Here is a 25119-nt window from a genome sequence, read left to right as displayed (position 1 = left end):
GGTGTCCTGTCATTTTTATCTCGCCATACCAAATCTCAGATGAATACAAGAGATATATTCTATCGGCCGGCTTCATTTAAGACTCCGGTTTTCTTTTTCAAATACTTCAATACGCAATAAGAGATTATACTTATCAGGCACGCTATAATGAGAACGTAATTATAGGCTTTCTGATGTTCCACCCATTCTCCGGACAAATCGAAAGCACAGAATATCAGAAACAAGGCAAGCAACCCGTTCTTCTCTTTTTTCAATACTTTTTTCCAGCTAAACGACAATGAAGGTTTTATAAACAGCCCGAAGTCCGGTAAAAAAGCCGGAGTCTTGTCTGCCCATTCACTGTAAACTGTTCCGAATTTCCTGCTCAGGAATTGTTCTTCCGCAAACATGATTCTTTCGTAGTAAACCCAGTATAGAAGGCAAAAGGCAATAATAAACCACAGATTACCGGTCAGCAGGCATACTCCTAACCACATTAAGAAATTTCCCAGATAAAGCGGATGCCTTACAACAGAATACACGCCGCTGGTATTGAGTGTTTCCGCAACTTGCCCTTTGGCGGTGTTCCTGCCCGATGTATTTTCAGGCGTATATCCTACAGTATAAATACGGATACTTAAACCTAACAGGCTTATAATCAGGCATGCCACCTCATAATATATTTCGTAAAGAGTTCCTTCGAGTATAAATGTCTCAGGGTATATTTCCGTCTGCAAATATAAGTATGCACCTATAAACAGGATGATAATGGGTAATACACCCCTATAGCGGAAAAGCCAATTTCCTTGTCGCTCAAATTCTTCTTTCAATGCCATATCAATTTTCTATTGATGTAATTAAACATATAATCATAACTTTACTACCAAATTAGCACTATTGTTCCGGCGAGTATCAATGTTCCGCCGGCAATAGTTTTTATATCTATTGGTTCTTTCAGGAAAATAAATGCCAGCACCATTACAAAAACAATGCTCAATTTATCAATCGGTGCAACTTTCGATACATCGCCTGTCTCCAGAGCCTTAAAATAAAATATCCATGAAAGTCCTGTGGCTAATCCCGACAAAATCAAAAAAACAAGGTTGACTTTACTTAATTCCTTTACATCTTTCAGATGGCCACTGAAAAAGACAATGCCCCAAGCTAAGAAGAGTACAACTGATGTCCGGATAGCAGTAGCCAGATTTCCATTGATATCTTTTACGCCAACTTTGGCTAAAACGGCTGTGAGCGCGGCAAATATAGCTGATAAAAGAGCATAGTATTTCCACATATTCTTCTTCTTTATATATGTTCGCCGAACCAGAGAGTAAATTCGGTGGATATTATTTTTACAACCATTATAACGAATTTCATGGGGTTCTTATTATTCCACTATCGACCTATTTTCATTTTTATGCAAGACATTTTCCTTTGGCAAAGTCACCGGGTGGTTTGTGATTCAACTGCAAACACCGTCTATAGAACAGGATTGCCCGCTTATGATTTCTCCTTTTCCGGCAGATACGCTGTTTTGTTCCCATTCGGCATATGCTTTCGTCAATACCTCCAGATAATCTTCAACAGGAATGGAACCCTGCACTATTTGCTTATTGTTGAATAGATAGAAAGGGATGTATTCGAGATTAAGCTCGTTTTCACTATATTCAATATCCTCTTTTATCTTGTCCAGATATTTATCGCTGTCCAGCATTTCCACAATGGATTTTTCAGTCAGTCCTATTTGTGTCCCCAATTTCACAAGTATACTGTTGTCGCTTATATCTGCACCTTTCACAAAATAGGCATCGAAGAGTACCTCTTCGGCTTCGGTTGCCAGTCCCGATTCATTTGCCAGCTTCACCAGACGGAGGGCGTCGGATGTATTGGCCACGATAAGATTATCGTAGTCGTAATTTAGTCCTACTTCCTTTGCCAGTTTAGCCGTATTTGCCATTGTTTCATGAGCCTCATTTACACTCATCTGATACTTGGCCGCGAAATATCCGTAGATTTTCGACTCCAGAGCTTCTTTAGGAAGTTCGGGGTCTAATTCATAACTATGCCAGACAAGTTCTACATTGTCTCTATGAGGAAACAGGCTCAGGGCCATTTCCAGTTTTCGCTTTCCTATGTAACAATACGGACAGGCTATATCTGACCAGATATCTATTTTCATTTTGTTCATCATCGATGTTTTTTTATGTTGTTGATAATTAGCTTTGTAAGTTTTAAAAGGTAACAAAGGTAACACTTAGTTCAGTTAACAGTCAACAGTTAGCAGTTAACAACTTGTATCTCGTTTACTTGTAACTGCCCGCAGGGCGTAGTAACTCGTAACTTGTAACTGTTAAAAGGTAACAAAGGTAACACTTTTTTCAGTGAACAGTCATCAGTTAATAACTCGTATCCCGTGTCTTGTCTACTCGTATCTCATATAACTTAAAACTTACTACTTGTTAAAAGGTAACAAAGGTAACAGTTTTTTTGTTTTTTCTTTGTTACTTTTTATCATTTCAAAGAGCTGCAAAACAATACTTTATTGTATAGATAAATATATTTGTTATATTTAAAAAGTGACAGGGTTCTAGCAATACAAAGATACTATTAACCGATAATATATTTGCTTTTTGGCAGATATGAAATTACTTTTATAATAATATAAGACCCCAGAAACGTGCATATAGCCAGTAGGGGAATTTTTATTGCGGCTGATGCAAAAACATCGTTAAAAGCCCAGAAGAAGAAATTTAATACTATTATATGTACTAGGTATATCCCGTAGCTCAAGACGGAGATACTGGTTATCACTTTTTTTAGAATAGTATCTTTTCTGTATTTGATATTCTTTATAACTAAAAATAGTCCTAAAGCCATCATTGCCACATTGATGGTCCCATAGTTCCACGACAATTCCAGATCAGATACCAGTTCTTGTGTATTGAGCCTGTTGGCAAAAAGTGAATAGGTAACGATGTATCCAATTATAATTAAAGAGAAGCCTACTGGCAGATCCAATTTACTCTTTACTATACAGAATTTTTTGAGATAGAAACCCAGTATGGCAAATCCGAGAAATCCAGTGAAGTAATATAGCAGGGATGTCGGATTCCAGTAACATTCTCCCAATACTTCTGGGAATACCTGATGTATATAAGGGAGGAGTAATGTGATTGCCCATATAATGAGGTAAAAATGCAGGCTGTTGCGCGATGCACTGTTCAGCCAGGGAGATACAATCGGGAAGAATAGGTATAATCCGATCAGCATATAGATGTACCAGAGATGTCCGACTTCCACTCCATAGTTAACCGGAATTTTAGCTATATTGGTAAACATACCCTCTATATCAGTCTTGCCCATGACGAAAGCATATAGCGCATATAATACACACCATACGATAAAAGGAATTAATACACGTGTGAAACGTTTCTTAAAGAATACATTCATTTGTTCCCTGACAGGCAGGACAAAATAGCCTGTAATCATTATAAACAAGGGCACTGCTGTTCTGAACAATGAATTGTAGATGTTGACCCAAAGCGCATCATCTCCACTTACGACAGTTCCTCCGTCTCCGATATAGTAAAATTCACCAGCGTGTACCTGTATTACCATATAGCAGGCTAATACTCTGAGCAAATCGAGACTGAATACTCTTTCTCCTTTCATTTTTTGTCTTAATTAGTGTTTTATATTGGTGTTTTCTGTTTTGTTTTAAGGTTGGATTATTCTTTTACTACACGCAATCAAAGATTGCTTGTGTTACTTTTGGGCAATGCCAAAATGAACATTCTGACGAAATGAAGTGTAGTCAAAATTAATCGAATATTAAAATATATCAACACATCCTTTTATGAAAAATGCCGTGCCAATAAGCATATTACTATCGGCACGGCAAATTCCTTTATTTCAGGTATTATATATCAAAATAATGTACCTGATATTATTTAGCAGGAATGTTCTTCAATATTTCCAGTAAGAAAACCCACCATTTTTCAACAGAAGGGATTTCAACCTGTTCTTCCGGCGAATGGGCATTACGGATTGTAGGTCCACATGAGATCATGTCCAGATGCGGATATTTTTCGAGGAAAAGTCCGCATTCGAGACCGGCATGGATCGCCATTATTTCCGGCTCTTTGTCAAATAACTTCTTGTAAGCATCTTTAGCTACACCCAATACTTTAGAATCCGGATTAGGTCTCCATCCCGGATATCCGGCCGAGTGTACCACATCAGCTTTCGCAAGAGTGAATACAGCATTGACTATATCTCCTGCATCATCTTTCAGTGAATTTGTAGAACTTCTCTGGCTTGTAGTTATCAGGATCGTATTTCCCTCTTTCATTTTCACGGAAGCCAGATTTGTGGATGTTTCCACCAATCCCGGTATTTCGAAACTCATGCCCAGTACACCATGAGGGCAGGCGTATAGTGCGTTCAGCAGATTGTTAGTTGTATCTTTGTCTATAATAAACGATGTAGCATCAGTCGATTCCACTGTCATTTTCAGATTAGGGTCTATGCTTTTCAACTCAGCTTCGATTTCCGGAGCCAGTGTATTCAAAGCCACGATTACCTCTTCCTTTTTATTATAAGGTACTCCTGCTATAGCATATGCTTCGCGGGCAATAGCATTATGCAGGTTTCCTCCGTTAAATTCAGCAAGGGAAAGATCGTATTTTTTGCTGAGTTCCCATAGATAGCGGTTAAGTATCTTATTTGCATTACCCAGGCCTTTGTGGATTTCCGATCCGGAATGCCCTCCGTTCAATCCTTTTACCTGAGCCTTAAACCAGAAATAGTTTGCAGGAATGTTTTCCGGTTTGTATGTAAATGTAGCAGTAGTTATCTTACCTCCTGCGCATCCTATATATACTTCACCTTCTTCTTCTGTGTCCAGATTGATAAGAATATCTCCATTCAGGAAATCTTTACTTAATGCATAAGCGCCTGTCAGACCTGTTTCTTCATCCACTGTGAATAGGCATTCCAGTTTACCGTGTTCTATTGTATCCGATGAAAGTATAGCAAGGGCTGCTGCTACTCCGATGCCGTTATCTGCACCCAGAGTTGTTCCTTTGGCCTTTAACCAGTTGCCTTCTACAACTGTCTCTATCGGGTCATTGTCAAAATCATGGACAGTGCCGGTGTTTTTCTCACATACCATATCTACATGTCCCTGAAGTATCACGGTCGGAAGATTTTCTTTGCCTTTAGTCGCAGGCTTGGTTATAAGCACATTTCCGGCATCATCTTTTTTTACCTCCAGATTATGCTTTTTTGCAAAATCGAGCAGATAAGCTATTATTTTACCTTCTTTTTTCGATGGCCGCGGGATCTGGCTTATTTCATAAAAATAGTTCCATACTGCGCTCGGCTTTAAATCTTTTATTGTCATATTCAGTTAAATTTTTTAGTAGATGACCACTCTAATTAGTAATAACATCTAAAATTAGATAGATAACCTATAAAAAGCAATTTTTTTACATCTTTTAAAGGTTTCAATATAGCGTTGTTTTAACATAAAGATATATCTTTGCCAAGTCGTTCTCAAAAATGGGTATGGAAATGAGACTCGTACTGACGGATTTTCTGTATTTGAAAAAGGATTAACTAATGCATTTAAATAAATGAAGAATATCTCTTATGTTATTAACGGTGTACTTGCAGTTGCAATAATCGTATTGTTTATTTTATTTTTTACCTCTAATAAGAAAAGCACGGAAGGTGGATCTGCATCCCTGAAATTTGCAGAAGGTGATTCTACAGGCGTTTTACCTATAGCTTATGTCAATGTTGACTCCTTACTTATCAATTACAATTACGCCAAAGATGCAAATGATGTATTGATGAAAGAGTATAACAGTTCCAATGCAACATTGAATAACAAACAACGCCAATTTGAAAATGAAGTAGCTGATTTCCGTAAGAAAATCGATAACAATGTATTTCTAAGTCAGGAACGTGCTCAGCAAGAACAAGTCCGTATACAGAAGATGGAGGCTGACCTTCATGCTACAGCAGAACGGTTGAGAGAAGATTATATGAAAAAACAGGCTAAAGTAAATGCGGAGATAACCGATTCGGTTCGTGTTTGCCTGAAAGATTATAATAAAAAAGCTAATTATCAGGTGATCTTTAGTAATACAGGATTAGATAATATTCTGTTGGCGAAGGATTCATATGATATTACGAAAGATGTGATACAGCTACTCAATAGCCGTTACAAACCCGAAGCCGCTAAATAGAAGAATTAAAAATATAGAAATAGGATAATTGCCAATTGGTATTATCCTATTTTTTTATACCTTCTCAGCTCTTAAAATTAAATTTATTGATATTATGGATTTATATGGAATTGTGGGGAACCCTTTAGCTCAGTCCTTTTCTCCCCGGTTTTTTACAGAGAAATTTTCGAAGGAGAGTATTGATGCAGAATATGTGAAATTTGAAATTCCTGAGATTTCTTTATTTCCGGATATTGTAAGTTCGCATCCGAATCTCAGAGGATTGAACGTAACTATTCCTTATAAAGAAAAGGTGATTCAATATTTAGATGATTTGGATCCTCAGACCAGAGAACTGGGGGCGGTGAATGTAATAAAAGTAGTAAGAAGCGGATCGAAGGTTAAACTGATAGGCTATAATTCAGATATTATAGGTTTCCGGAATTCGATCGCTCCGCTTATCAATAAAGATATTCATAAGAAAGCTTTGATTTTGGGAACTGGAGGAGCATCCAAAGCGGTAGCCGGAGGGTTGAAGAATCTCGGTTTGGATTTTACTTACGTTTCCCGTACACCCAAAGCAGGACAATTACAATATCAGGATTTGGATAAAGATATATTTAGTGAATATACCGTAATTGTGAATGCGTCGCCACTGGGTACATTCCCTAATGTAGATGAAGCGCCGGATATTCCCTATCAGTATCTGACCCGGAATTGCTTGTTGTATGATCTGGTTTATAATCCGGCCGAAACAAGGTTTCTGAGGTTGGGAAAAGAAAGAGGTGCTAAGGTGAAAAATGGTGCAGAAATGCTTGAATTGCAGGCTTTGGCAGCCTGGGATATATGGAATAGATAAATTTTTATTATCAATTCTGTGAAATTGAAAGAAAACAATTAAATTTGGATCAAAATATAATAATGAAAACAATAAATTTATCGGAACAAAACACTGTATTGAATCGTTTTGTCAGTGAACTGCGCGATGTGGAAATCCAAAAAGACAGCATGCGCTTCAGGCGTAATATAGAAAGGATAGGGGAAATTATGGCTTATGAGATAAGTAAGACGTTGAATTATTTCCCTTTAGAAACTGTGACTCCACTAGGAACTTCGGTAACAAACGTTCCCTCCGACCCTATTGTAATAGGTACTATTCTGCGTGCCGGACTGGTATATCATCATGGCTTTCTGAATTGTTTCGATCAGGCAGAGAACGCATTTGTTTCAGCATATAGGAAGTATCGTGAAAACCATCAGAGCTTTCATGTGCATATCGAATATATAGCATCCCCCCGGATTGAGGATAAGATACTGATCCTTACAGATCCGATGTTAGCGACAGGTGGAAGTATGGATTTGTCATATCAGGCATTGCTGACAAAAGGCCAACCGAAACATATTCATATTGCAACTATTATTGCAAGTCGGCAAGCGATAGATTATTGTGAGCAAAACTTCCCTAAAGACAGGACTACTATCTGGGCAGCGGCAATAGATCCGGAGTTGAATGAATATGCCTATATTATTCCGGGACTGGGAGATGCCGGAGATTTAGCATATGGAGAAAAAGAGTAAAAAAAGATAACGCTAAAATAAGGAAAGTCCGGAACTCCCGGACTTTCCTGTTTCCTGTAATATGATGAGTTTAGTTGTTTCTTTTGGAATAAAGCCATGCCGTTTCAAATTTCGGGTTCTCTTTCCTGAAAGAGTCAAGAAATGATTCGGCCTGTGTCTTATCCTCAAACGAAGATATATATATTCTGTATCTGTCGCTTCCTTCTATAATGTCTGCATCATTAAATCCATTTTTCTTAATTTTAGAAAGCAGATTGTTCGCTCTATCCATTGTGTCTTCTCCTCCGACAATAATATAATAGATACGTCCGGATTTGGGCTTGACCAGGCTATTTTCAGCTGTGTTGGTGATTTGCCCGTTTTCGGTCTTGTTGTCCAGATCTTTAACAATTTCGCTATTACGTTGTGATAACGAGCTTGTAATTGCAGATATAAAATCAGCTTTTTGAGAGGTTCTGTTATTGCTGTCTTTAATGTTGATGGGGGTGATGAAAAGTGCAATCGCGGCTACACCGGCAGCGACGGCACCAATTGTATATTTTATGGACAGATTTCTTTTATCTCTTACAATGATTTTATCTATTTCGGCCAATTGTTTTATGCTGGTAGGGTATAATCCAAATAAACCGGGATGTATAATCGATCTGTTCTGTGCGAAAAGAATATTTCCTTCAGCATCAGTTGTAAATGAACCAAGGTTGCCAAATGAAACAGTTTTGCCATCTTTCAGATTCGTTTTAATTACTGTCACAAATTCTTTTATCTTTTTGCATGCAGCGTTATAGGATATCTTCTCGTCTTTGGCTATATATGATGCAATAATTCCATCATTATGATTCAGTTCCGGATTGAAAACAATACTGTGTTTAGGTGATTTGATTTCGCCGTTGGATAAGAATGCTGCCGGTTCCATGTTTAATATGAAGCCTCCGAAATCGGGTATAATAACACAATTGTGTATAGGAAGTGAAAATTCTAAGTATTTAAATATTGTTTTTTCCATAATGCAAATATAAGCATAAGCTGAATAATTTTGTAGTAAAAAAAGGATTTTATTTTTCAATTGATGCATTGTGGTCACGCTCAAGATGTAAAAGGTTTTGCTCGTGTTTTATGGTGTATGATAGGGACTGTAGAAAAGACTATTCATAAAAAAGTGTAGTTTGATATAAAAGCATTAATTTTGTACAAAAAAGAAATATGGATTATGAATACTGAAAGTATAATTAAGAACCAGATAGAGAAGTCGATTTCTGTGAAAGAAGCAATATTGACTGATGTTGCTTTGTTGAAGAATATTCAGGATGCAGCGGAAATGGTTACAGAGGCTTATCGGAAGGGATTTAAGACCTTGCTGGCCGGTAATGGTGGGAGTGCAGCCGACGCTCAGCATATTGCTGGAGAATTTGTTAGTCGATTTTATTTTGACCGGCCTGGTATTCCGTCTATTGCGTTGTCTACAGATACGTCTATTCTGACAGCTATAGGTAACGATTATGGTTTTGACCGGCTGTTTGAACGTCAGGTTCAAGCTCATGGCCAGGCTGGAGATGTTTTTATAGGGATCACTACTTCCGGTAATTCCGAGAATATACATAGAGCTCTGATTGCATGCAAGGATAAAGGAGTTAAGACGATTGTCTTTACAGGAAAAGGAGGAGGCCGTGTTGCGGATATTTGTGATATATCCATAAAAGTTCCATCTGATGAGACTCCACGTATACAAGAATCTCATATCCTTATCGGGCATACAATATGCTGTATTGTGGAGGAAGAATTATTCGGATATTTGAATAAAGAATAACTGTTTTATCATTACATTGCATTTTATGATGGTTAGATAAAAGACAAAATGTTTGTTGATAATACGCTTGTTTTCAGCTAAAAAATGTCTACATTTGTAGCGCTAAAAAAAGAAGGAGAATAGTACGGCTGATGTGACCGTTGCAACTATTTGATTTTATGAGCTATGTGTTTATTTAATGAAGATAAAATACCTCTGTGGTTTTTCGGCAGAGAATACCTTATACAAAATAAAAGAAACAGCAATAAGTTATATTACTCAATTAGAGAATCATAAATTCCCGGAAAAATTAACTCAAATATATGAAAAGACTTATTCTTTATTTATTTACTTTTTTAATTTCGATTTGTTCCCTTTTTGCTCAAATGTCAGATGATCAGGTGATCAGCTATGTCAAGTCTGAAATGGATAAGGGGACATCTCAGCAATCAATAGCTGCCGAGTTGTTAAAAAGAGGTGTGACGCAAGGACAGGTGGAGAGGATAAAAGATCAGCAAAATCAACAACGGCAGGTGGTCTCTCCTGGGGTTATTAATGATGATTCAAAATTGCGGACTGACGTGTTGGATGAAACAATGGCCAACCAGCCAACAGTAGAAAATAAACAGAGAATATTTGGAAAAGATATATTTAATAAGAAAAATTTATCTTTTACCCCGAATGTTAATATTCCTACCCCCGAAGATTATAAACTCGGACCTGGAGACGAGGTCGTGATTGATATTTGGGGGGCATCACAAGCATCTGTGCGACAGACTATATCTCCGGAAGGAAGTATCAGGGTTGATCGACTGGGACCTGTTTATTTAAGTGGAATGACAATTAAGGAAGCGAACGATTATGTTCAACAGAAATTTTCCGGTCTTTATTCTGGAATAGGTGATTATGAGGGTGCTTCACAAATAAAACTTACTTTAGGGCAGATAAGAACTATTCAAATAAATATAATGGGTGAGGTGTCGGTTCCAGGCACTTATTCCATGTCTTCATTATCTTCAGTCTTTCATGCGTTATATAATGCAGGAGGTATAAATGAAATAGGATCACTAAGAATGATTCAATTGTATCGTAAAGGAAAATTAATTAAAACGGTGGATATTTATAAATATTTATTAGACGGCGATTCAAGTGGAGATATACGATTAAATGATGGAGATATTATTATTGTCCCACCATATATATCATTGGTTGAAATAACAGGGAAAGTAAAGCGCCCGATGTTTTATGAGATGACTTCTCAGGAAACTTTAGCCGATTTAATTAAGTATTCTGGTGGCTTTGTAGGTGATGCATACCGGAATGAGGCTGGATTAGTGAGGAAAACTGGAGGTTACGATAAGGTGTTTACATTAGCATCTGATAACTTTAAAAACTTTATTCTTGACGATGGAGACCAGATTACAATTCATGCTGGGTTAAATCTATATGAAAACAGAGTAGAGGTTCAGGGTGCTGTTTATCGGTCAGGCTACTATGAGATCGGAAAAGATATAAAGACAGTCAAGGATTTGATAGAAAAAGCAGGTGGACTGAAAGATGATGCATTTTTAAGCAGGGCTATATTGACAAGAGAAAAGGCTGATTTAACAATAGAGAATTTATCAATTAACTTAAGTTCGCTTCTTAAAGGTACCGTCAGCGATATAGTATTGAGAAAAAATGATGTCTTATTTGTTGCCACAAATGCTGTTGTTATGGACTTAGGTAACTTTGCTATATATGGAAATGTGGCAAATCCTGGTTCATATAAATATGCAGATAATACAACAATTGAAGATCTTATAATCCGAGCTGGAGGATTATTAGGATCAGCATCTACCGCTAAGGTTGATGTTGCCCGAAGAATAGTAGACCCCATGAGTACAGAAAGCCAATCTGTGATTGCAGAAACATTTACTTTTAGCATAAAAGATGGTTTAATTGCGGATGGAGTTTCTAATTTTACTTTGATGCCATATGATCAAGTGTATGTGCGTAGAAGTCCGGGATATATTGAGCAACGTAATGTAGTACTTCAGGGAGAAGTGCTGTTTCCTGGGACTTATGCTCTTAAAGAGAAAACCGAGCGGATCTCTGACATAATAGCTCGATCTGGAAATTTAACTCCACATGCATATTCTCAAGGAGCAAAATTGGTAAGAGAAAAATCACAAGCGGAAATAGCCAGTCAGAAAAAATCTATTAGAATGATATCTGAAAGTGGATCAACAGATTCTATATCTTCGGAATTGATGGATGTGGAGAAATACTATTCAATAGGGATAGAGTTAGATATGGCTCTTAAGTATCCTAGATCGGAATTTGATTTGGTTTTAAAACCCGGAGACAGGTTAATGATTCCGGAATATGATAATACAGTGAAAATTAATGGCGCCGTGATGTACCCGAATACTATACTTTACAAAAAAGGAGAAAAGGTTTCATATTATATTGATCAGGCCGGAGGCTATAATGATGTGGCTCAGAAGAAGAGAGCATACATTGTTTATATGAATGGAACAGTTGCAAAGGTTAAAGGTTCAAGTAAAGATGCTATTCAACCTGGTTGTGAAATAGTAGTCCCAACCAAAGAGCAAAAACAAAAAATGACATTGGCAGAAACTATTAGTATTGGTACAAGTATAACTTCGATGGCGTCGGTTGTGGCTTTATTGATTAATGCATTGACTAAATAAAGCTATGGAAGAGAAAAAAAATAATATTACTGAAGACAAAGAGATCGACTTATTGGAATTAGCTAGTAAGTTATGGAAGAATAAAAAATTTATACTTAAGATGTTAAGTGTAGGTGTAATCCTTGGATTAATTGTAGCACTCAGTAAGCCTAAAGAATTTACAACAACTGTATTATTGCTTCCGGCTTCAAATGAAGCTTCTGGTGGAAAGATGGGATCTTTGGCTGCTTTGGCGGGAATTGATTTGAATGGAACTACAGATGTTATATCAACAGATATTTATCCAAATATTATTCAATCTACACCTTTTATACAAGGATTATATAATATTAATGTAAAAGATTTAGACGAAGGAGTCAACACTACCTTGTATGATTATATTGAGAATCATCAGCAAACAGCATGGTGGAGTTATATTTTAGGTTTACCTTCTTTTTTATCAGGTATGTTCTCTTCATCTGATAGTAATCCGTCAGACTCTATTGGTGTTAATAATCAGACTTTTATTTCTAAAGACGAAATAGTCGTTATTGGTAGTCTAAGAGATCGATTAGAAATAAAATCAGATAAGAATACAAGTCTAACGTCTATTTCTGTCACAATGCAAAGTTCTCAAATATCAGCATTTGTTGCTGACACTTTAACATCTTATATGCAAGGATATATTATTGATTATCGAACTCAGAAAGCTCGGAAAGATTTAATATATGCAGAGAAGCTTTATAAAGAATCAAAAGAGAATTATTATCAAGCACAAAAGAATTTAGCAGTCTTTATTGATGGGAATATGAATGTTGTCTCAGCCAGATTCAAAACAACCCAAGAACAGTTACAAAATGAAGCAAATCTAGCATATTCGCTCTACAATCAGATGGCTCAACAACTCCAAATGGCAAAAGTTAAAGTACAAGACAAAACTCCAGTTTTTACTATTATACAGCCTGTTGTACAGCCGATAGAACCTTCAGGGTTATCGAAGAAAATGGTACTGGCAATTTTTGTGTTTTTAGCATTCTCATGTGCTGTTTTATGGATACTGAAAGATGATTTATTTGATTTTGCTAAAAAATGAAATGAATTTGATCCTTTGAATTACTAAATTCTCCCTACATCTGTATAAAATATATAGAATGGAGATTGATAATAGTAGAAGATAAAAATATTATATTAGTTGTAGTAAAGAGAAAAATACTTTTAATATGGGGAATGCTGCGCAGAAAGTTGTATTTAATACAACTATTTTATATGGGAAGATGTTTGTGACAGCAGGCATAACTTTTTATACAACACGTGTAGTTTTAGACATATTGGGAGATATAGATTATGGTATATATACGCTAATTGCAGGCGTTATAGCTATGCTTTCATTTTTAAATGCAGCGATGACTGTTTCAACACAACGATATTTATCATATCATCAAGGAACGAATAACTTATTGATGCAGAAAAAAGTATTTTCTAATAGCTGGATACTTCATATTGTAATTGGTTTGATTATAGTGTTGTTATTAGAAATTATCTGTCCCTTTTTGTTTGATTCAGTATTAAATATTCCAAGCCAAAGATTAGATGTAGCTAAGATTATTTACCATATGATGGTAATATCGGTTTTCTTTACAATAATTTCAGTTCCGTTTACAGCATCCTTAAACGCTCATGAGAATATGCTTTGGATTGCAGTGGTGAATATAATTGAAGTCTTATTGAAATTGGGAGTGGCGGTTTCCCTAATTTTTATTTCAGACTCTGATAAGCTAGTCATATTTGGAGTTTTAACAGCGTTTATCAGTCTAATATCTTTCTTAATATATTCTTTTTATTGTTTGAAAAAATATGACGAGTGTGATATTCGTCACTATTGTTATGATAAGCCGTTAATGAAAGAATTAACGGGATATGCAGGTTGGAATCTATTTGGAGTATTATGTGGTATGGGGAGAAATCAAGGATTGGCAGTTTTATTGAATCTTTTCTTTGGAACGGTGATTAATGCTGCATATGGGATAGCTAATCAATTGGCTGGACAAATTAATTTTTTCTCAGCGACAATGCTTCGTGCTATTAATCCTCAAATAATGAAGAGTGAAGGACAAAATGATAGGAAACGAATGTTAAAACTATCCATGTCTGCATGTAAATATGGTTTTTTCTTATTGGCAATATTAGCCATCCCTGCAATATTTGAAATGCCGGCTATACTTGGTATTTGGTTGAAGAAAGTACCTGATCATACTGTTGCTTTTTGCTCATTAATGCTGATTGGTACTTTAGTAAAACAATGGACAATCGGGTTGCAATCAGCAGCGCAAGCTACAGGGAAGATTCGTGTTTATCAGGCAGTTGTAGGCTCTTTATTATTGTTAAATTTACCAATCGCATATATACTACTTAAATTGGATTATCCACCCTATTTTGTTCTAATAAGTTTTATCTGTGTTGAATCAATTGCCTGTTTCTTTAGAATATTTTTTCTTGAAAAATTAGCAGGATTATCCATAAAAGAATTCGTTGCAAAAGTCTTTCTTAAAACGATGCTTCCTGCTTTCTCATCTTTAGTTGTATGCTTTTTTATTACAGAATATGTTCATTGGGATTTTCGTTTTTTATTGACATTCTCTTTATCATGTTTTATATTTATAATTACCATTTATATTGCAGGATTGGAAGATGAAGAAAAAATAGCATTAAATGGTTTATTAAAGAAACTACGTAGCATTTTAAATATAAATAGAGAATAATACTTATACTAGCTTGTTGTCTGAATGCAGATCTTATTTAGCCAAATCTAGTACGAAATAGAATAAATAATAATGATATAATAAATAAGTAAATATATAAAATAATGAAAAAAATATATCAAAAATTGCGCGCTTATTATTTGATTATAACAGCATATTTGTATGACATAAGGAGATATATGAAATATTCTAACTCTCTGAATAAATTATCAAATGAAAATAAAGTAAAAGGATTGCTTACTATGACATATCATGTCATTGAAAAGGGCCTTACAATGCCTGAAACAAGATTAGGGTTTGGTGCGAAACCTCTAAATACGTTAATTGATTTATGCGAATTATATATACATCGAAATTATAACTGTAGTGAGATGGAATTTACTCATTCAATTATGATACTGAATGAATATGTAGATTTTCATCGGCAGCATAATTATAATTTGGAGCAGGTTTTATTAGATAAAATACAGTCTCTCTCTATTAAAGTAGACATATTCCAAAAATCAGAACAATTAATCTTTAGAAAATCCGATTTTATAAAATATAAACATGCCGATTTTAAACAGTTTTGTGAATCGAGATATACAGTAAGGAATTATTCGTCAAAAGATATTCCAATAGATATATTACAAGATTGCGTAAATCTTGCACAAAAATCACCATCAGCATGTAATCGGCAACCTAACAGAATTTACATTATAAAGAATAAAGAGATAATCAAACAAGCCCTATCTCTACAGAATGGTAATAGGGGATTTGGAGACTTGGCTAACGCTTTGGTTGTGTTTACCTCAGATGTTTCAGTATTTCAGAGTGCATTTGAAAGAAACGAATCGTATTTAAATTCAGGCATGTTTGCTATGACTTTTGCATATGCTCTTCATTATTATGAAATAGGTTCTTGTGCGTTAAATTGGAGTGTAAGTAAAGATCGTGATGGAAAGATGAGGAGGTTGTTGAATGTACCCGAACGGGAAGTTATAACCCTTGTTATGTCATGTGGTTACTTACCAGATGAATTTAACGTTGCAAAATCACCAAGATTTGACGGTTTGAATGTTACTAAACTAATAGTGTGAGAATGAAAAAAGTTGGACTTATAACTATACATAGAGCCATAAATTATGGAGCGTCTCTTCAGGCGTTTGCGCTAAAAACTGTAATTGAAAGAGAAGGATTCGATTGTGAGATAATAGATTTACTTAGGCCGGTTCATAAAGATTTTGTAGATACTCGTAGATTTAATCCTTTATATAGTAATGTTTCAGCAAATGAAAAAGTAACGATAATATACTTCAAACAATTATTGAAAAAAGTTTTATTTTTCTTTACTAAACAGAAAAAATTGTCAGAATTAAATAAAGTTCGGAATAGAATATTTAAAACTTTCGATGAACAAGAAATGAAGTTTTCGAAAAAAATTTATCATAATGGAGATGAACTATATAAAAACCCTCCTAAATATGATGTATATGTGACAGGGAGTGATCAAGTCTGGAATCCCAAGATGCCATTTCATCCAGAGCCTTATTTTTTAACTTTTACCAATCCTGATTCTAAACGAATATCCTATGCGCCTAGTTTTGGTATTTCAGAATTACCTTTGGATTTGGTTTCTAAGTATAATTTATGGATAAATTCAATAGATTTTTTATCTGTGAGAGAAGAACATGGCGCGAAAATTATAAAACAAATAAGCAGCAGGGATGCACATGTTGTCTTAGACCCCACTCTATTATTAACGGGAGATGAATGGCTAAGTTATCTGCCAGATGTGAAGAAGAAAGAGCCATTCATTTTATTATATACGATAGGATATAGCAAGAGAACTATAGACCTTGCATATTATCTGCAATCGATAACTGGTTATCAAATTATAAAAATAGGAATGACAGTTGAAGATCTTTCTTTAGAAAATGTAAAAGTAATATGGAATTTAGGTCCTAAAGAATTTGTAAGCATCTTCAGTCAAGCTGCAATTGTTGCAACTAGTTCTTTTCATGGTGTCGCATTTTCTATAAATTTCCAAAAGCCATTTTTTTCTATTTTAAATACGAGTATACATCAGAGTAATGGTTCAAGAATAGAAAGCCTTCTCTCAATTTTAGGATTAGAAAATAGGATCATTGATAATGATTCTCCTTTACCAAAATTGAAAGATATTGAATTAGATTATCAAAATGTAAATATAAAACTCGAACAAGAACGAAGAAAATCATTTTCCTTTTTGAAAGAAGCATTGAATGAATAGATTTTATTAAAAAATATATAATAATAAACAATGAAAGTGTCTTTAATAACCCTACATAGAGTTCATAATTTTGGTTCATTATTACAGACTTATGCCACAGTTCGGTTTTTGCAATTAAATAATGCAGAAGTTGAAGTTGTTGATTATATACAACCGCGATTGACACCCAAAGGACTGAGGCAAAATATAATTGCATCAACTAATAATAAAAAAACAAATAAAATAAAGGCTTTTATTGTTATTTGCCTGAGAATTATAATCTCTTATTTCAATGATAAGAAAGTTGATTCTTTCTTGAAAGAATATATTCCATTAACTAAATATAAGTATCATAATATAGAAGATTTTAACCTTAATAAGGTTGCAGCTGATATATATATGACAGGAAGTGATCAGGTTTGGAATACTTCATATAATGCAGGAATTGATCCAAGTCTTTTTCTCGCTTTTGCTACTGAAGGGAAAAAGAAAATTTCTTATGCTGCAAGTTTTGGCAAATCGAAACTGGAGTTGGAAGAAAAAGAAATTATCTTTAATTATTTATCAAAATATGACTCCATTTCAGTAAGAGAAGATTCAGGATTAAAAATTATTGAAGACCTTGGATTAACAGGAACGCATGTGTTGGATCCGACATTTCTTTTGGATAAGGAAGATTGGATTGATTTTAGTAAGAATAAAAATCATAATTCTCAGAAAGAGCCATATCTCTTGATATATTCCGTGCATCTAGATTCTATGCCTCGTATTTTTAAAATAGCTCAGGAAATTGCAGAAAAGAAGAATCTAAAAATCTATTTGTTAAGTTATGGTCTTTCATTCTTACAAAAAGCAGATAAAGTATATAACTTTTCTACTATAACAGCACTTGATTTTATTCATTTATTTAATAATGCTGAGTTTATAGTTGCCTGTTCTTTCCATGGGGCGGCCTTTTCTATTAATCTGAATAAGCAATTTGTTGCTATTGCTCCAAAGAAGTTTGGTACCAGAACAAAAAGTATTTTAGCAGCGGTTGGAATAGAAGAACGTTATATTGAAGACTCATATGATATACATCGTATATCAGATTTAATAGACTATAATGATGTAAACTTGAGATTGAACGAATTGAAATATAAATCAAGACGATTTCTGAGGAATGAAATTTTGAAATGAAGAAAGTCCTTTTATTTATTCTAATTATATGCTCTGTTGAGTTTTGGGGGTTTTTTCTTGTTCCCAAGCCTCTTATGTATTTAGGTTATATATTCTCGTGGATGATTATGGGATATTGTCTTTTATCTTCATATTCAAAAAAGGATATATATTTTAAAAATTGTGTAATATTATTTTTAATAGGCATTTTTACTAATATATTATCTGCATATATTAATCATGGACAATCTTTCTGGATGACATTTTTAGCATTCAAAAATTATACATTCATATTATTATATTTTTATTTATCTAAAAATGAAGTTTCCGAAAAATATGTTGAACGACTTATCATATTTTTTGCCATAGTATTTTCGATATTTTATTTAATCCAAATGTCTGTCTATCCGTTAGAAATATTTGAAACTAAAATATATGAAGATAGAGGTACTTTAAGAATACGTTTATTAGGTAATGGCTTTTTGGGATTAGCTATTCTTATGCAAGTGAATCAATTCTTCATAAAGAAGAGATTAATCAACCTAGTAATGGCATTAGCCTTTTTTTGCGTTTTGATACTTGGAGGCTTTAGATTATTGCCTTTAACTATTTTGTTTTGTTCTGGTTTGATCTTTTTTAGAATAAATAAATTTTCACTTAAATCTATAATGAAGATTTCCGCTATTGGAATTTTTCTAATAATAGTTTTAGTGCAAATTCCATTTATATATAATATTTTAGAAGAAATGATTCTTAGATCGGAGTCTGATATTGATAGAGGACAAGATTCAATCAGATTTATCCAGTTTTCTTATTTCTTTTATGAATTTACACCTAATATCGGAGCATATATATTGGGTAATGGATTGCCTAATGGAGATAGTACATATGGGCAAGAGCATATGCTTATTCAAGAGCAAAGCAATCTATTTTGGATGGATTTGGGTTTGTTAGGACTATGGATTGTTGCAGGAGGAGTTATTGTAATAGCTATTTTATGGTATTCTGTAAAAGCAATATTCACATCTGTACCTAAAGAGAAATTTTATTTAGTTATGTACTTTTTGTATTTAGTTATGGTCTCTTTCACTAGTGCTGAGATATTTAGAATAGGATTATTTGGCGTACAAGCTATTGTTCTATATTTAATTGATAAGAGTAGAGTAAAGTCTTTAGAAATAAATAGATGAAATGAATTATTCTGTTGTAATACCTCTGTATAATAAGGAAGATAGCATTGTAAAAACAGTAAAATCAGTACTCAATCAGGAATATGCTCAATTTGAAATAGTTGTAGTAAATGATGGATCTACAGATAAGAGTTTGGAGAGATTATCTCAAATACAGGATGATCGTATTCGAATTATTTCAACTGAAAATGGAGGTGTTTCTCACGCTCGAAATGTAGGAATAAGAGAGGCTAAATATGAATGGATTGCATTTTTAGACGGAGATGATATCTGGGAGAAAAATTATTTGCATGAGATGGTTCTCTTTATGGAGAAGTACTCTGATGCCCAAATGTATGGGGCTAATAGATATATAATTAATAAATCAGGCGATATTGTTCGAAAAAAATGCAGATTAAATGCAGACTTTATGGGATATTTATTACCTTATTATAAATATGCATCTTCAATGGGGCCTTTATTCTTCTTATCAAGCACAATTGTTAACAAAGAAAAGTCAATAGAGATAGGATTGTTTGATGAAACTCTTTCTTTTGGAGAAGATATGGATTTTATTATTAGATTTACATTCTATAATAAAGTGGCATTTTATAATAGATATCTTATATATTATAGGAATGATTCGGAAAATCGAGCCATGGAGCGTGTTCATCCATTTAAAAAAACTATTCAGTACCAAGTTCTAGAAGGGAAGTATGACGAGTTTGCTTCTGAAGATAGCATTTTTAATAAGTATATTAATGGGTTGGCATTAAGATATTTAATGATTCCTATTTTAGATAAATATAAATTGGATAAAAAAATAATAGATAAATATATAAAAAGGACTAGAACATCAGATATCGGACTAAAAAAGTATATATTGTATATACCATATCCAATTATTAAGTTTTTAGTATCATTCATTATAAAGTAATTGAGGTTAAAATGTCAAAAAGAGAAAATCCGAATTGTTTTATAATTATTGCTAAGGAAATAGGGCGATTTATAAAAGCTTTACGCCTTTATATATTTAATATTTTTTTTAGTAAAATTCCTTTTTTTGTGTTGAGAAAGCCAATAATTAGGTGCTATTTAACACTAGGAAAGAAATCTTATATTGCACCAAATCTTAAATTATTGAATAAAGATTTTAAGAAAAATAAGATTGTTGTGGGAAATAATTGCATTATAAATCCCGATTGCCTTTTAGATGGTAGGCAAGGACAAATAATTATAAATGATAATGTAGATATTGCCAGAGGAACATGGATTTTTACTCTTGAACATGACCCTCATTCCGATTACCATAAACTAAAGAGAGGGGATGTTATTATTGAGGATCATGTATGGGTAGCCTCCCGTGTTATTATTTTGCCTGGTGTTACAATAGGAAGAGGTGCTGTTGTTGCTTGTGGTGCTGTAGTGACAAAGGATGTTCCGGCTTATAGTATAGTTGGAGGTATTCCAGCAAAGGTAATAGGCACAAGGAAATCCAAGTTATTATATGATTTACATTATTTTCCGTATATGACTGTATAAAGTTGGTTTTAAATGAAGAAAAGAATTTATCTATTCCCGATGAGAGATATAGAAACTCTCAAAGAGAAAAACCCATATACTTATAATTTGACAGTAAGTCTCCAACAAAATTTTAATATTGTCAACTATGGACAGAAATTGTCTTGGTACGATATTCCTATAAATATATTTAGGACTGACTTTTTTTACTTTAATTGGATAGAAAATAGTTCTTTTATAAAAGCTGTAATTTTCATTTTTTTATTTTATCTGATAAAATTATTTGGTAAAAAGATTATTTGGACACATCATAACCTTCAGCCTCATGGTTCTAATGAAAAAGTTGGAAAGTTCTTGATTTCTTTTATGGCAAAAAAATCAGACTTTGTTATATTACATACAACTGAGAGTTATCAAGCTCTAAAATTGGACATAAGCGATGATCGGGTACTTCTTTTTCCTCATCCTGTTTTTTCAATGATGCAGCCTGAAATTACAACTGGTAAAAAATATGATATTCTAATATGGGGGAATATAAGAAAAAGTAAAGGAATTGAAGAGTTTTTAGAATTTTTATCTGAGAAAAGAATGCTCAATCGGTTGAAAATTAAAATAATAGGAAAGTTTGAAAGTGAAGAATATTTCAATTTCTTTTGTGAAAGATATATTGGATCCAATATAAGCATATCAAACAAATATATTGAAAGTGAAGAACTAGACAAACTTCATCTTGAAGCAAGATTAGTTTTCTTTCCTTATACAGGAAAGAGCGTATTTAATTCAGGCGCATTAATCACTTCTCTTCCTAAAGGCTCTCTTATTGTTGGGCCTAATGTGGGAGCTTTTAAGGAAATGGCTGCTCAAGGTATAATATTGGCATATCATGATTTTGGAGATGTTATTAAATATTTAGAAGAAAATAGTACTTTACCAGATTATAAGACAAAGATAGAATTATATTGTAAAAAAAATACATGGGGTAATTTTTCAAATTTCTTAAAAAATAAATTATATTAAAAATAAAAAAGACTATATATTTATGAAAAAAAAATTAAAGGTATACTATGCAAAACTCCCGAATATGGGGGATTTATTGAATGAATTGCTTATAAGCAAAGTGTTTGGGAATGATTTCAAAAAGGAATCTGTTTCTACATGTGAATTGAGCGTAATTGGTAGTGGTATGGATTGTTTTCTTAAAGACACATATATATATCCGAAATACTATTCATTATACTCAGAGCTTAGAGCAAAGTTTGTATCTTACCCTGTTAATGTATGGTGTACGGGATTTATCTTTAATCAACGCAACGATAAAGAGTTTATAAGAGAGATGAATTTTCATTCAGTAAGAGGAACTTTAACAAAAAAACGAGTTGAATCAATTCTTGGAAAGGAATTAGATATTGTAACTGGAGATGGAGGATTAATCACACCTTACTTACTGGATAAACCTGAGCAAAAAAAATACCAGGTTGGTGTTATTGCTCATTTTAAAGAACAAAATGAGCTTGTTTTTCAACAGCTTAAAGATTCATTCAAAGATTCTATATTCATAAATCTTAGAGATGATCCAATGACTGTAATAAAACAAATTGCTCAATGTGAATATATTATTTCAAGCAGTTTACATGGGTTGGTTGTTGCTGACAGTTTTAATATTCCTAATCAGTGGATTACTGTAACTGATAATTTAAAGGGAGATGGTTTTAAATTTCATGACTATTATTCTGCATTTGGATTAAAACCCAATCCTCTAAATATAAACGCGAGCAATATACCGACTCTTAATAATATCATTGATCAGTATAAAATCACAAGAGAGATGATTGATATTAAACAAAAAGAAATCTATTCAGCATTTCCTTTTAAATAAAAAATATAACATTGAAAGTATTAGCAGTAGCTTCAGCAGGTGGTCATTGGCTCCAATTATTAAGATTGAAGCCTGCTTTTGATTATTCTGAATTAGTTTTCATTTCAACAAGGGATAGCTTTTCCGAGTTTGTGCCTGAAAGTCGTTTTTATGCAATTCGAGATTTTAGTAGAAAGAATAAAATTGATATAATAAGGAGCTTAAGAGAAGTATGGCGGATAGTAGCCTCTGAAAAGCCAGATGTAATATTGACAACAGGAGCTGCACCTGGTTTAATAGTAATTATTGTTGGAGCCTTATGTTCTTGTAAAACTATTTGGGTCGATAGTATTGCAAATGTTGAAAAATTATCTTTAAGTGGAAAAATTGCATCTGTCTTTGCTGATAGAGTCTATACTCAATGGCCTCATTTAGCGTCTAAGAAGGTAATATATGCAGGAAATGTAATATCATGATTTTTGTAACAGTAGGAACGCAAGAGCCATTTGATCGGCTGATAAAAGCCATAGATGAACTGGCTGCAGTAGTAGAAGAACAAATTGTCGTACAAGCATTTGAGTCCAGCTATAAAGTGAAAAATGTGGAGGTTTGTGACTTTCTATCACCTAGTGAGTTTGATAAACTTTTTTTTAAAGCACGCTTGATAGTAAGTCATGCTGGTATGGGGACGGTAATTACAGCATTAACTCATAATAAACCTGTAATTATTATGCCTAGAATTGCACGCTTGGGAGAGCATCGAAATGAGCATCAATTAGCAACAGCTGCAATGCTAAAAGAGATGGGTTATGTATATGTAGTTGACAATGAGATTAATTTAGTTAATGTGCTTATGGAACTATTGCAAAGAGATGAGATTAAACCCTTACATCGTATTGGTAAGTATGCTTCAGATAGCTTGATCAAATCAATTTCAGACTTTCTAAAAAGTAAATAGTTTCTATCTTGATTATATATAAACCTTGATTTCAATATGGATTACAATGAACTTCAGTCTAAAACAATAAGTTTTCTGAGATTTCCTTTAATAGTCGCAGTGGTTTTTATCCACGCATATTCAGCCTCAACAACAGCTCAAGGAGGGGGCTCCGCCCCTGAAATGGTATACCCTGTATATGATTCTATAAGATATTTAATATCTCAAGTCATAGCAAGAATAGCAGTCCCTTTGTTTTTTTTACATCCGGTTTTTTATTTTTTTATAAAATAAATAAAAATTGGAATCTACACATTTATGTAGATAAATTAAAAAAAAGAAGTAAAACTTTGCTTATTCCATATATTTTTTGGAATGCGTTGGTACTCTTATTGTATTTTATTGCCCAGAATACACCTCAATTGTCCAGTTTTTTCTCAGGAAATAATTTACTAATAAAAGATTATACTATAATTGATTTTTTTAAAGCTTTTTGGTCTATGGATAATAGTCCAACAAAGGCTCCTTTTTTATTCACCTTTTGGTTTATTCGCGATTTAATAGTTATAGTAATCTTATCTCCATTGGTATACTTGCTTGTTAAGTATTTAAAAATTTATGGTATTCTTCTTTTGTGCATTATTTGGTTTTTTAAATTTTATAGTATTGTAGGATTAAATAGTGCCTGCTTATTCTTTTTTAGTTTTGGTGCATATTTTAGTATTAATAACCTTAACTTTTTAAAAGTATTTAATAGGTTTTATTACCCTACTGCAATATTATATTCGATTCTAGCAATGTTGGATTTGATAACAAAGAACACACTTATTCATAATGCAGGAATTTTGGTTGGTTTAATTCTTCTTTTTAATATAGTTGCTTTTGGTATAAAGAATAATAAACTACATATATCAGTTTTTTTATCTAGTGCTAGTTTCTTTTTATTTGCATTTCATGAGCCTTGGTTGGATTTTTTAAGGCGTTTTTTATTTGTTTATATAAAACCTGCGAGTGAATTAGAATTTCTTTTTATATATTTTATACCGACTTTATTTATAATAGCATTATCTCTATTAGTTTATTTTTTGCTGAAAAAAATAATACCTCGTTTCACTAATATAATAACTGGAGGTCGATAAAAATAATGCTGACATGTAAAATCTTACTTTAATTGTAGGAATTGTTGTATCTCTATTATTAAAAATGGAAAGATTAAACTTAATAGTACACTAATTTGTTTTA

General features: G+C 33.4%; 24 protein-coding genes. 18 read left to right on the top strand and 6 right to left on the bottom strand.

The genetic code is table 11. The features are described from left to right. Positions 1-59 precede the first annotated feature (59 nt). From IR083_RS08155 to IR083_RS08135, 5 genes are all read right to left on the bottom strand, one after another. Positions 60-815 (bottom strand): methyltransferase family protein, encoded by a 756-nt coding sequence (locus tag IR083_RS08155; RefSeq protein ID WP_194223915.1) that lies wholly within the window; start codon positions 813-815, stop codon positions 60-62. A gap of 44 nt (positions 816-859) precedes the next feature. Then, complete coding sequence (locus tag IR083_RS08150) at positions 860-1273, bottom strand: EamA family transporter (protein WP_194223914.1); 414 nt, start codon at positions 1271-1273, stop codon at positions 860-862. Between the two features lie 168 nt (positions 1274-1441). Continuing rightward, a complete protein-coding gene (locus tag IR083_RS08145) occupies positions 1442-2170 on the bottom strand; it encodes a DsbA family protein (protein ID WP_242052385.1) in 729 nt (242 codons plus the stop codon). Positions 2171-2586: 416 nt separating this feature from the next. After that, the gene (locus tag IR083_RS08140) at positions 2587-3651 is read right to left on the bottom strand and encodes an acyltransferase (protein WP_194223913.1); all 1065 of its coding nucleotides are present in this window, start codon (positions 3649-3651) and stop codon (positions 2587-2589) included. Between the two features lie 274 nt (positions 3652-3925). After that, positions 3926-5383 carry an aminoacyl-histidine dipeptidase gene (locus IR083_RS08135; protein WP_194223912.1) on the bottom strand — a complete coding sequence of 486 codons (1458 nt, stop codon included), beginning with the start codon at positions 5381-5383 and terminating at the stop codon, positions 3926-3928. A 232-nt stretch (positions 5384-5615) separates the two neighbouring features. Between IR083_RS08135 and IR083_RS08130 the strand changes: the two genes are divergently transcribed. The 3 genes from IR083_RS08130 (at position 5616) to upp (ending at position 7790) form a co-directional block, all read left to right on the top strand. Then, positions 5616-6233 (top strand): OmpH family outer membrane protein, encoded by a 618-nt coding sequence (locus IR083_RS08130; RefSeq protein WP_006798729.1) that lies wholly within the window; start codon positions 5616-5618, stop codon positions 6231-6233. Between the two features lie 94 nt (positions 6234-6327). Then, positions 6328-7071, top strand: a complete 744-nt coding sequence (locus IR083_RS08125) for a shikimate dehydrogenase family protein (RefSeq protein ID WP_194223911.1) — start codon at positions 6328-6330, stop codon at positions 7069-7071. Between the two features lie 62 nt (positions 7072-7133). Further along, positions 7134-7790 carry a uracil phosphoribosyltransferase gene (gene upp / locus IR083_RS08120; RefSeq protein WP_006798727.1) on the top strand — a complete coding sequence of 219 codons (657 nt, stop codon included), beginning with the start codon at positions 7134-7136 and terminating at the stop codon, positions 7788-7790. A 70-nt stretch (positions 7791-7860) separates the two neighbouring features. Here the strand turns inward: upp and IR083_RS08115 are convergent, their stop codons facing one another. Continuing rightward, positions 7861-8793 carry an SPOR domain-containing protein gene (locus IR083_RS08115; RefSeq protein ID WP_006798726.1) on the bottom strand — a complete coding sequence of 311 codons (933 nt, stop codon included), beginning with the start codon at positions 8791-8793 and terminating at the stop codon, positions 7861-7863. 204 nt (positions 8794-8997) lie between these two features. On the opposite strand from IR083_RS08115, the gene IR083_RS08110 reads away from it, so the two are divergent. From IR083_RS08110 to IR083_RS08040, 15 genes are all read left to right on the top strand, one after another. Next, on the top strand, positions 8998-9594 hold the full coding sequence (locus IR083_RS08110) for a D-sedoheptulose 7-phosphate isomerase (RefSeq protein ID WP_194223910.1): 597 nt from the start codon (positions 8998-9000) through the stop codon (positions 9592-9594). A 302-nt stretch (positions 9595-9896) separates the two neighbouring features. Continuing rightward, positions 9897-12269: an SLBB domain-containing protein gene (locus IR083_RS08105; protein ID WP_194223909.1), complete on the top strand. Its 2373-nt coding sequence runs from the start codon at positions 9897-9899 to the stop codon at positions 12267-12269. A 4-nt stretch (positions 12270-12273) separates the two neighbouring features. After that, entirely contained in the window at positions 12274-13341 is a 1068-nt protein-coding gene (locus IR083_RS08100) for a Wzz/FepE/Etk N-terminal domain-containing protein (protein WP_006798723.1), read from the top strand. A gap of 127 nt (positions 13342-13468) precedes the next feature. Beyond that, the gene (locus IR083_RS08095) at positions 13469-15007 is read left to right on the top strand and encodes a lipopolysaccharide biosynthesis protein (protein ID WP_006798722.1); all 1539 of its coding nucleotides are present in this window, start codon (positions 13469-13471) and stop codon (positions 15005-15007) included. A gap of 104 nt (positions 15008-15111) precedes the next feature. Beyond that, positions 15112-16086 (top strand): nitroreductase family protein, encoded by a 975-nt coding sequence (locus IR083_RS08090; RefSeq protein WP_006798721.1) that lies wholly within the window; start codon positions 15112-15114, stop codon positions 16084-16086. 2 nt (positions 16087-16088) lie between these two features. Further along, the gene (locus IR083_RS08085) at positions 16089-17258 is read left to right on the top strand and encodes a polysaccharide pyruvyl transferase family protein (RefSeq protein WP_006798720.1); all 1170 of its coding nucleotides are present in this window, start codon (positions 16089-16091) and stop codon (positions 17256-17258) included. Between the two features lie 30 nt (positions 17259-17288). Next, entirely contained in the window at positions 17289-18416 is a 1128-nt protein-coding gene (locus tag IR083_RS08080) for a polysaccharide pyruvyl transferase family protein (RefSeq protein ID WP_194223908.1), read from the top strand. After that, positions 18413-19585: a hypothetical protein gene (locus IR083_RS08075; RefSeq protein WP_194223907.1), complete on the top strand. Its 1173-nt coding sequence runs from the start codon at positions 18413-18415 to the stop codon at positions 19583-19585. Before IR083_RS08080 ends, IR083_RS08075 begins: the two co-directional genes overlap by 4 nt. Before the next feature lies 1 nt (position 19586). Further along, positions 19587-20501, top strand: coding sequence for a glycosyltransferase family 2 protein (locus tag IR083_RS08070; RefSeq protein ID WP_006798717.1), 915 nt, complete (start codon positions 19587-19589; stop codon positions 20499-20501). Positions 20502-20512: 11 nt separating this feature from the next. Next, entirely contained in the window at positions 20513-21106 is a 594-nt protein-coding gene (locus IR083_RS24890; protein WP_006798716.1) for an acyltransferase, read from the top strand. Between the two features lie 12 nt (positions 21107-21118). Continuing rightward, positions 21119-22102 carry a hypothetical protein gene (locus IR083_RS08060; protein ID WP_006798715.1) on the top strand — a complete coding sequence of 328 codons (984 nt, stop codon included), beginning with the start codon at positions 21119-21121 and terminating at the stop codon, positions 22100-22102. Between the two features lie 22 nt (positions 22103-22124). Further along, positions 22125-22961 carry a polysaccharide pyruvyl transferase family protein gene (locus tag IR083_RS08055; protein ID WP_006798714.1) on the top strand — a complete coding sequence of 279 codons (837 nt, stop codon included), beginning with the start codon at positions 22125-22127 and terminating at the stop codon, positions 22959-22961. Between the two features lie 11 nt (positions 22962-22972). Beyond that, positions 22973-23416 carry a hypothetical protein gene (locus tag IR083_RS08050; protein WP_006798713.1) on the top strand — a complete coding sequence of 148 codons (444 nt, stop codon included), beginning with the start codon at positions 22973-22975 and terminating at the stop codon, positions 23414-23416. Further along, a complete protein-coding gene (locus IR083_RS08045; protein WP_006798712.1) occupies positions 23413-23898 on the top strand; it encodes a glycosyltransferase in 486 nt (161 codons plus the stop codon). Before IR083_RS08050 ends, IR083_RS08045 begins: the two co-directional genes overlap by 4 nt. A gap of 191 nt (positions 23899-24089) precedes the next feature. Further along, a complete protein-coding gene (locus IR083_RS08040; protein ID WP_083820945.1) occupies positions 24090-25016 on the top strand; it encodes an acyltransferase family protein in 927 nt (308 codons plus the stop codon). The last annotated feature ends 103 nt before the right edge of the window (positions 25017-25119 follow it).

It is taken from the genome of Dysgonomonas sp. GY75, assembly GCF_015234155.1.
GTDB classification, from domain to species: Bacteria; Bacteroidota; Bacteroidia; order Bacteroidales; family Dysgonomonadaceae; genus Dysgonomonas; species Dysgonomonas gadei.
This window is presented reverse-complemented; position numbering and strand designations above follow the sequence as displayed.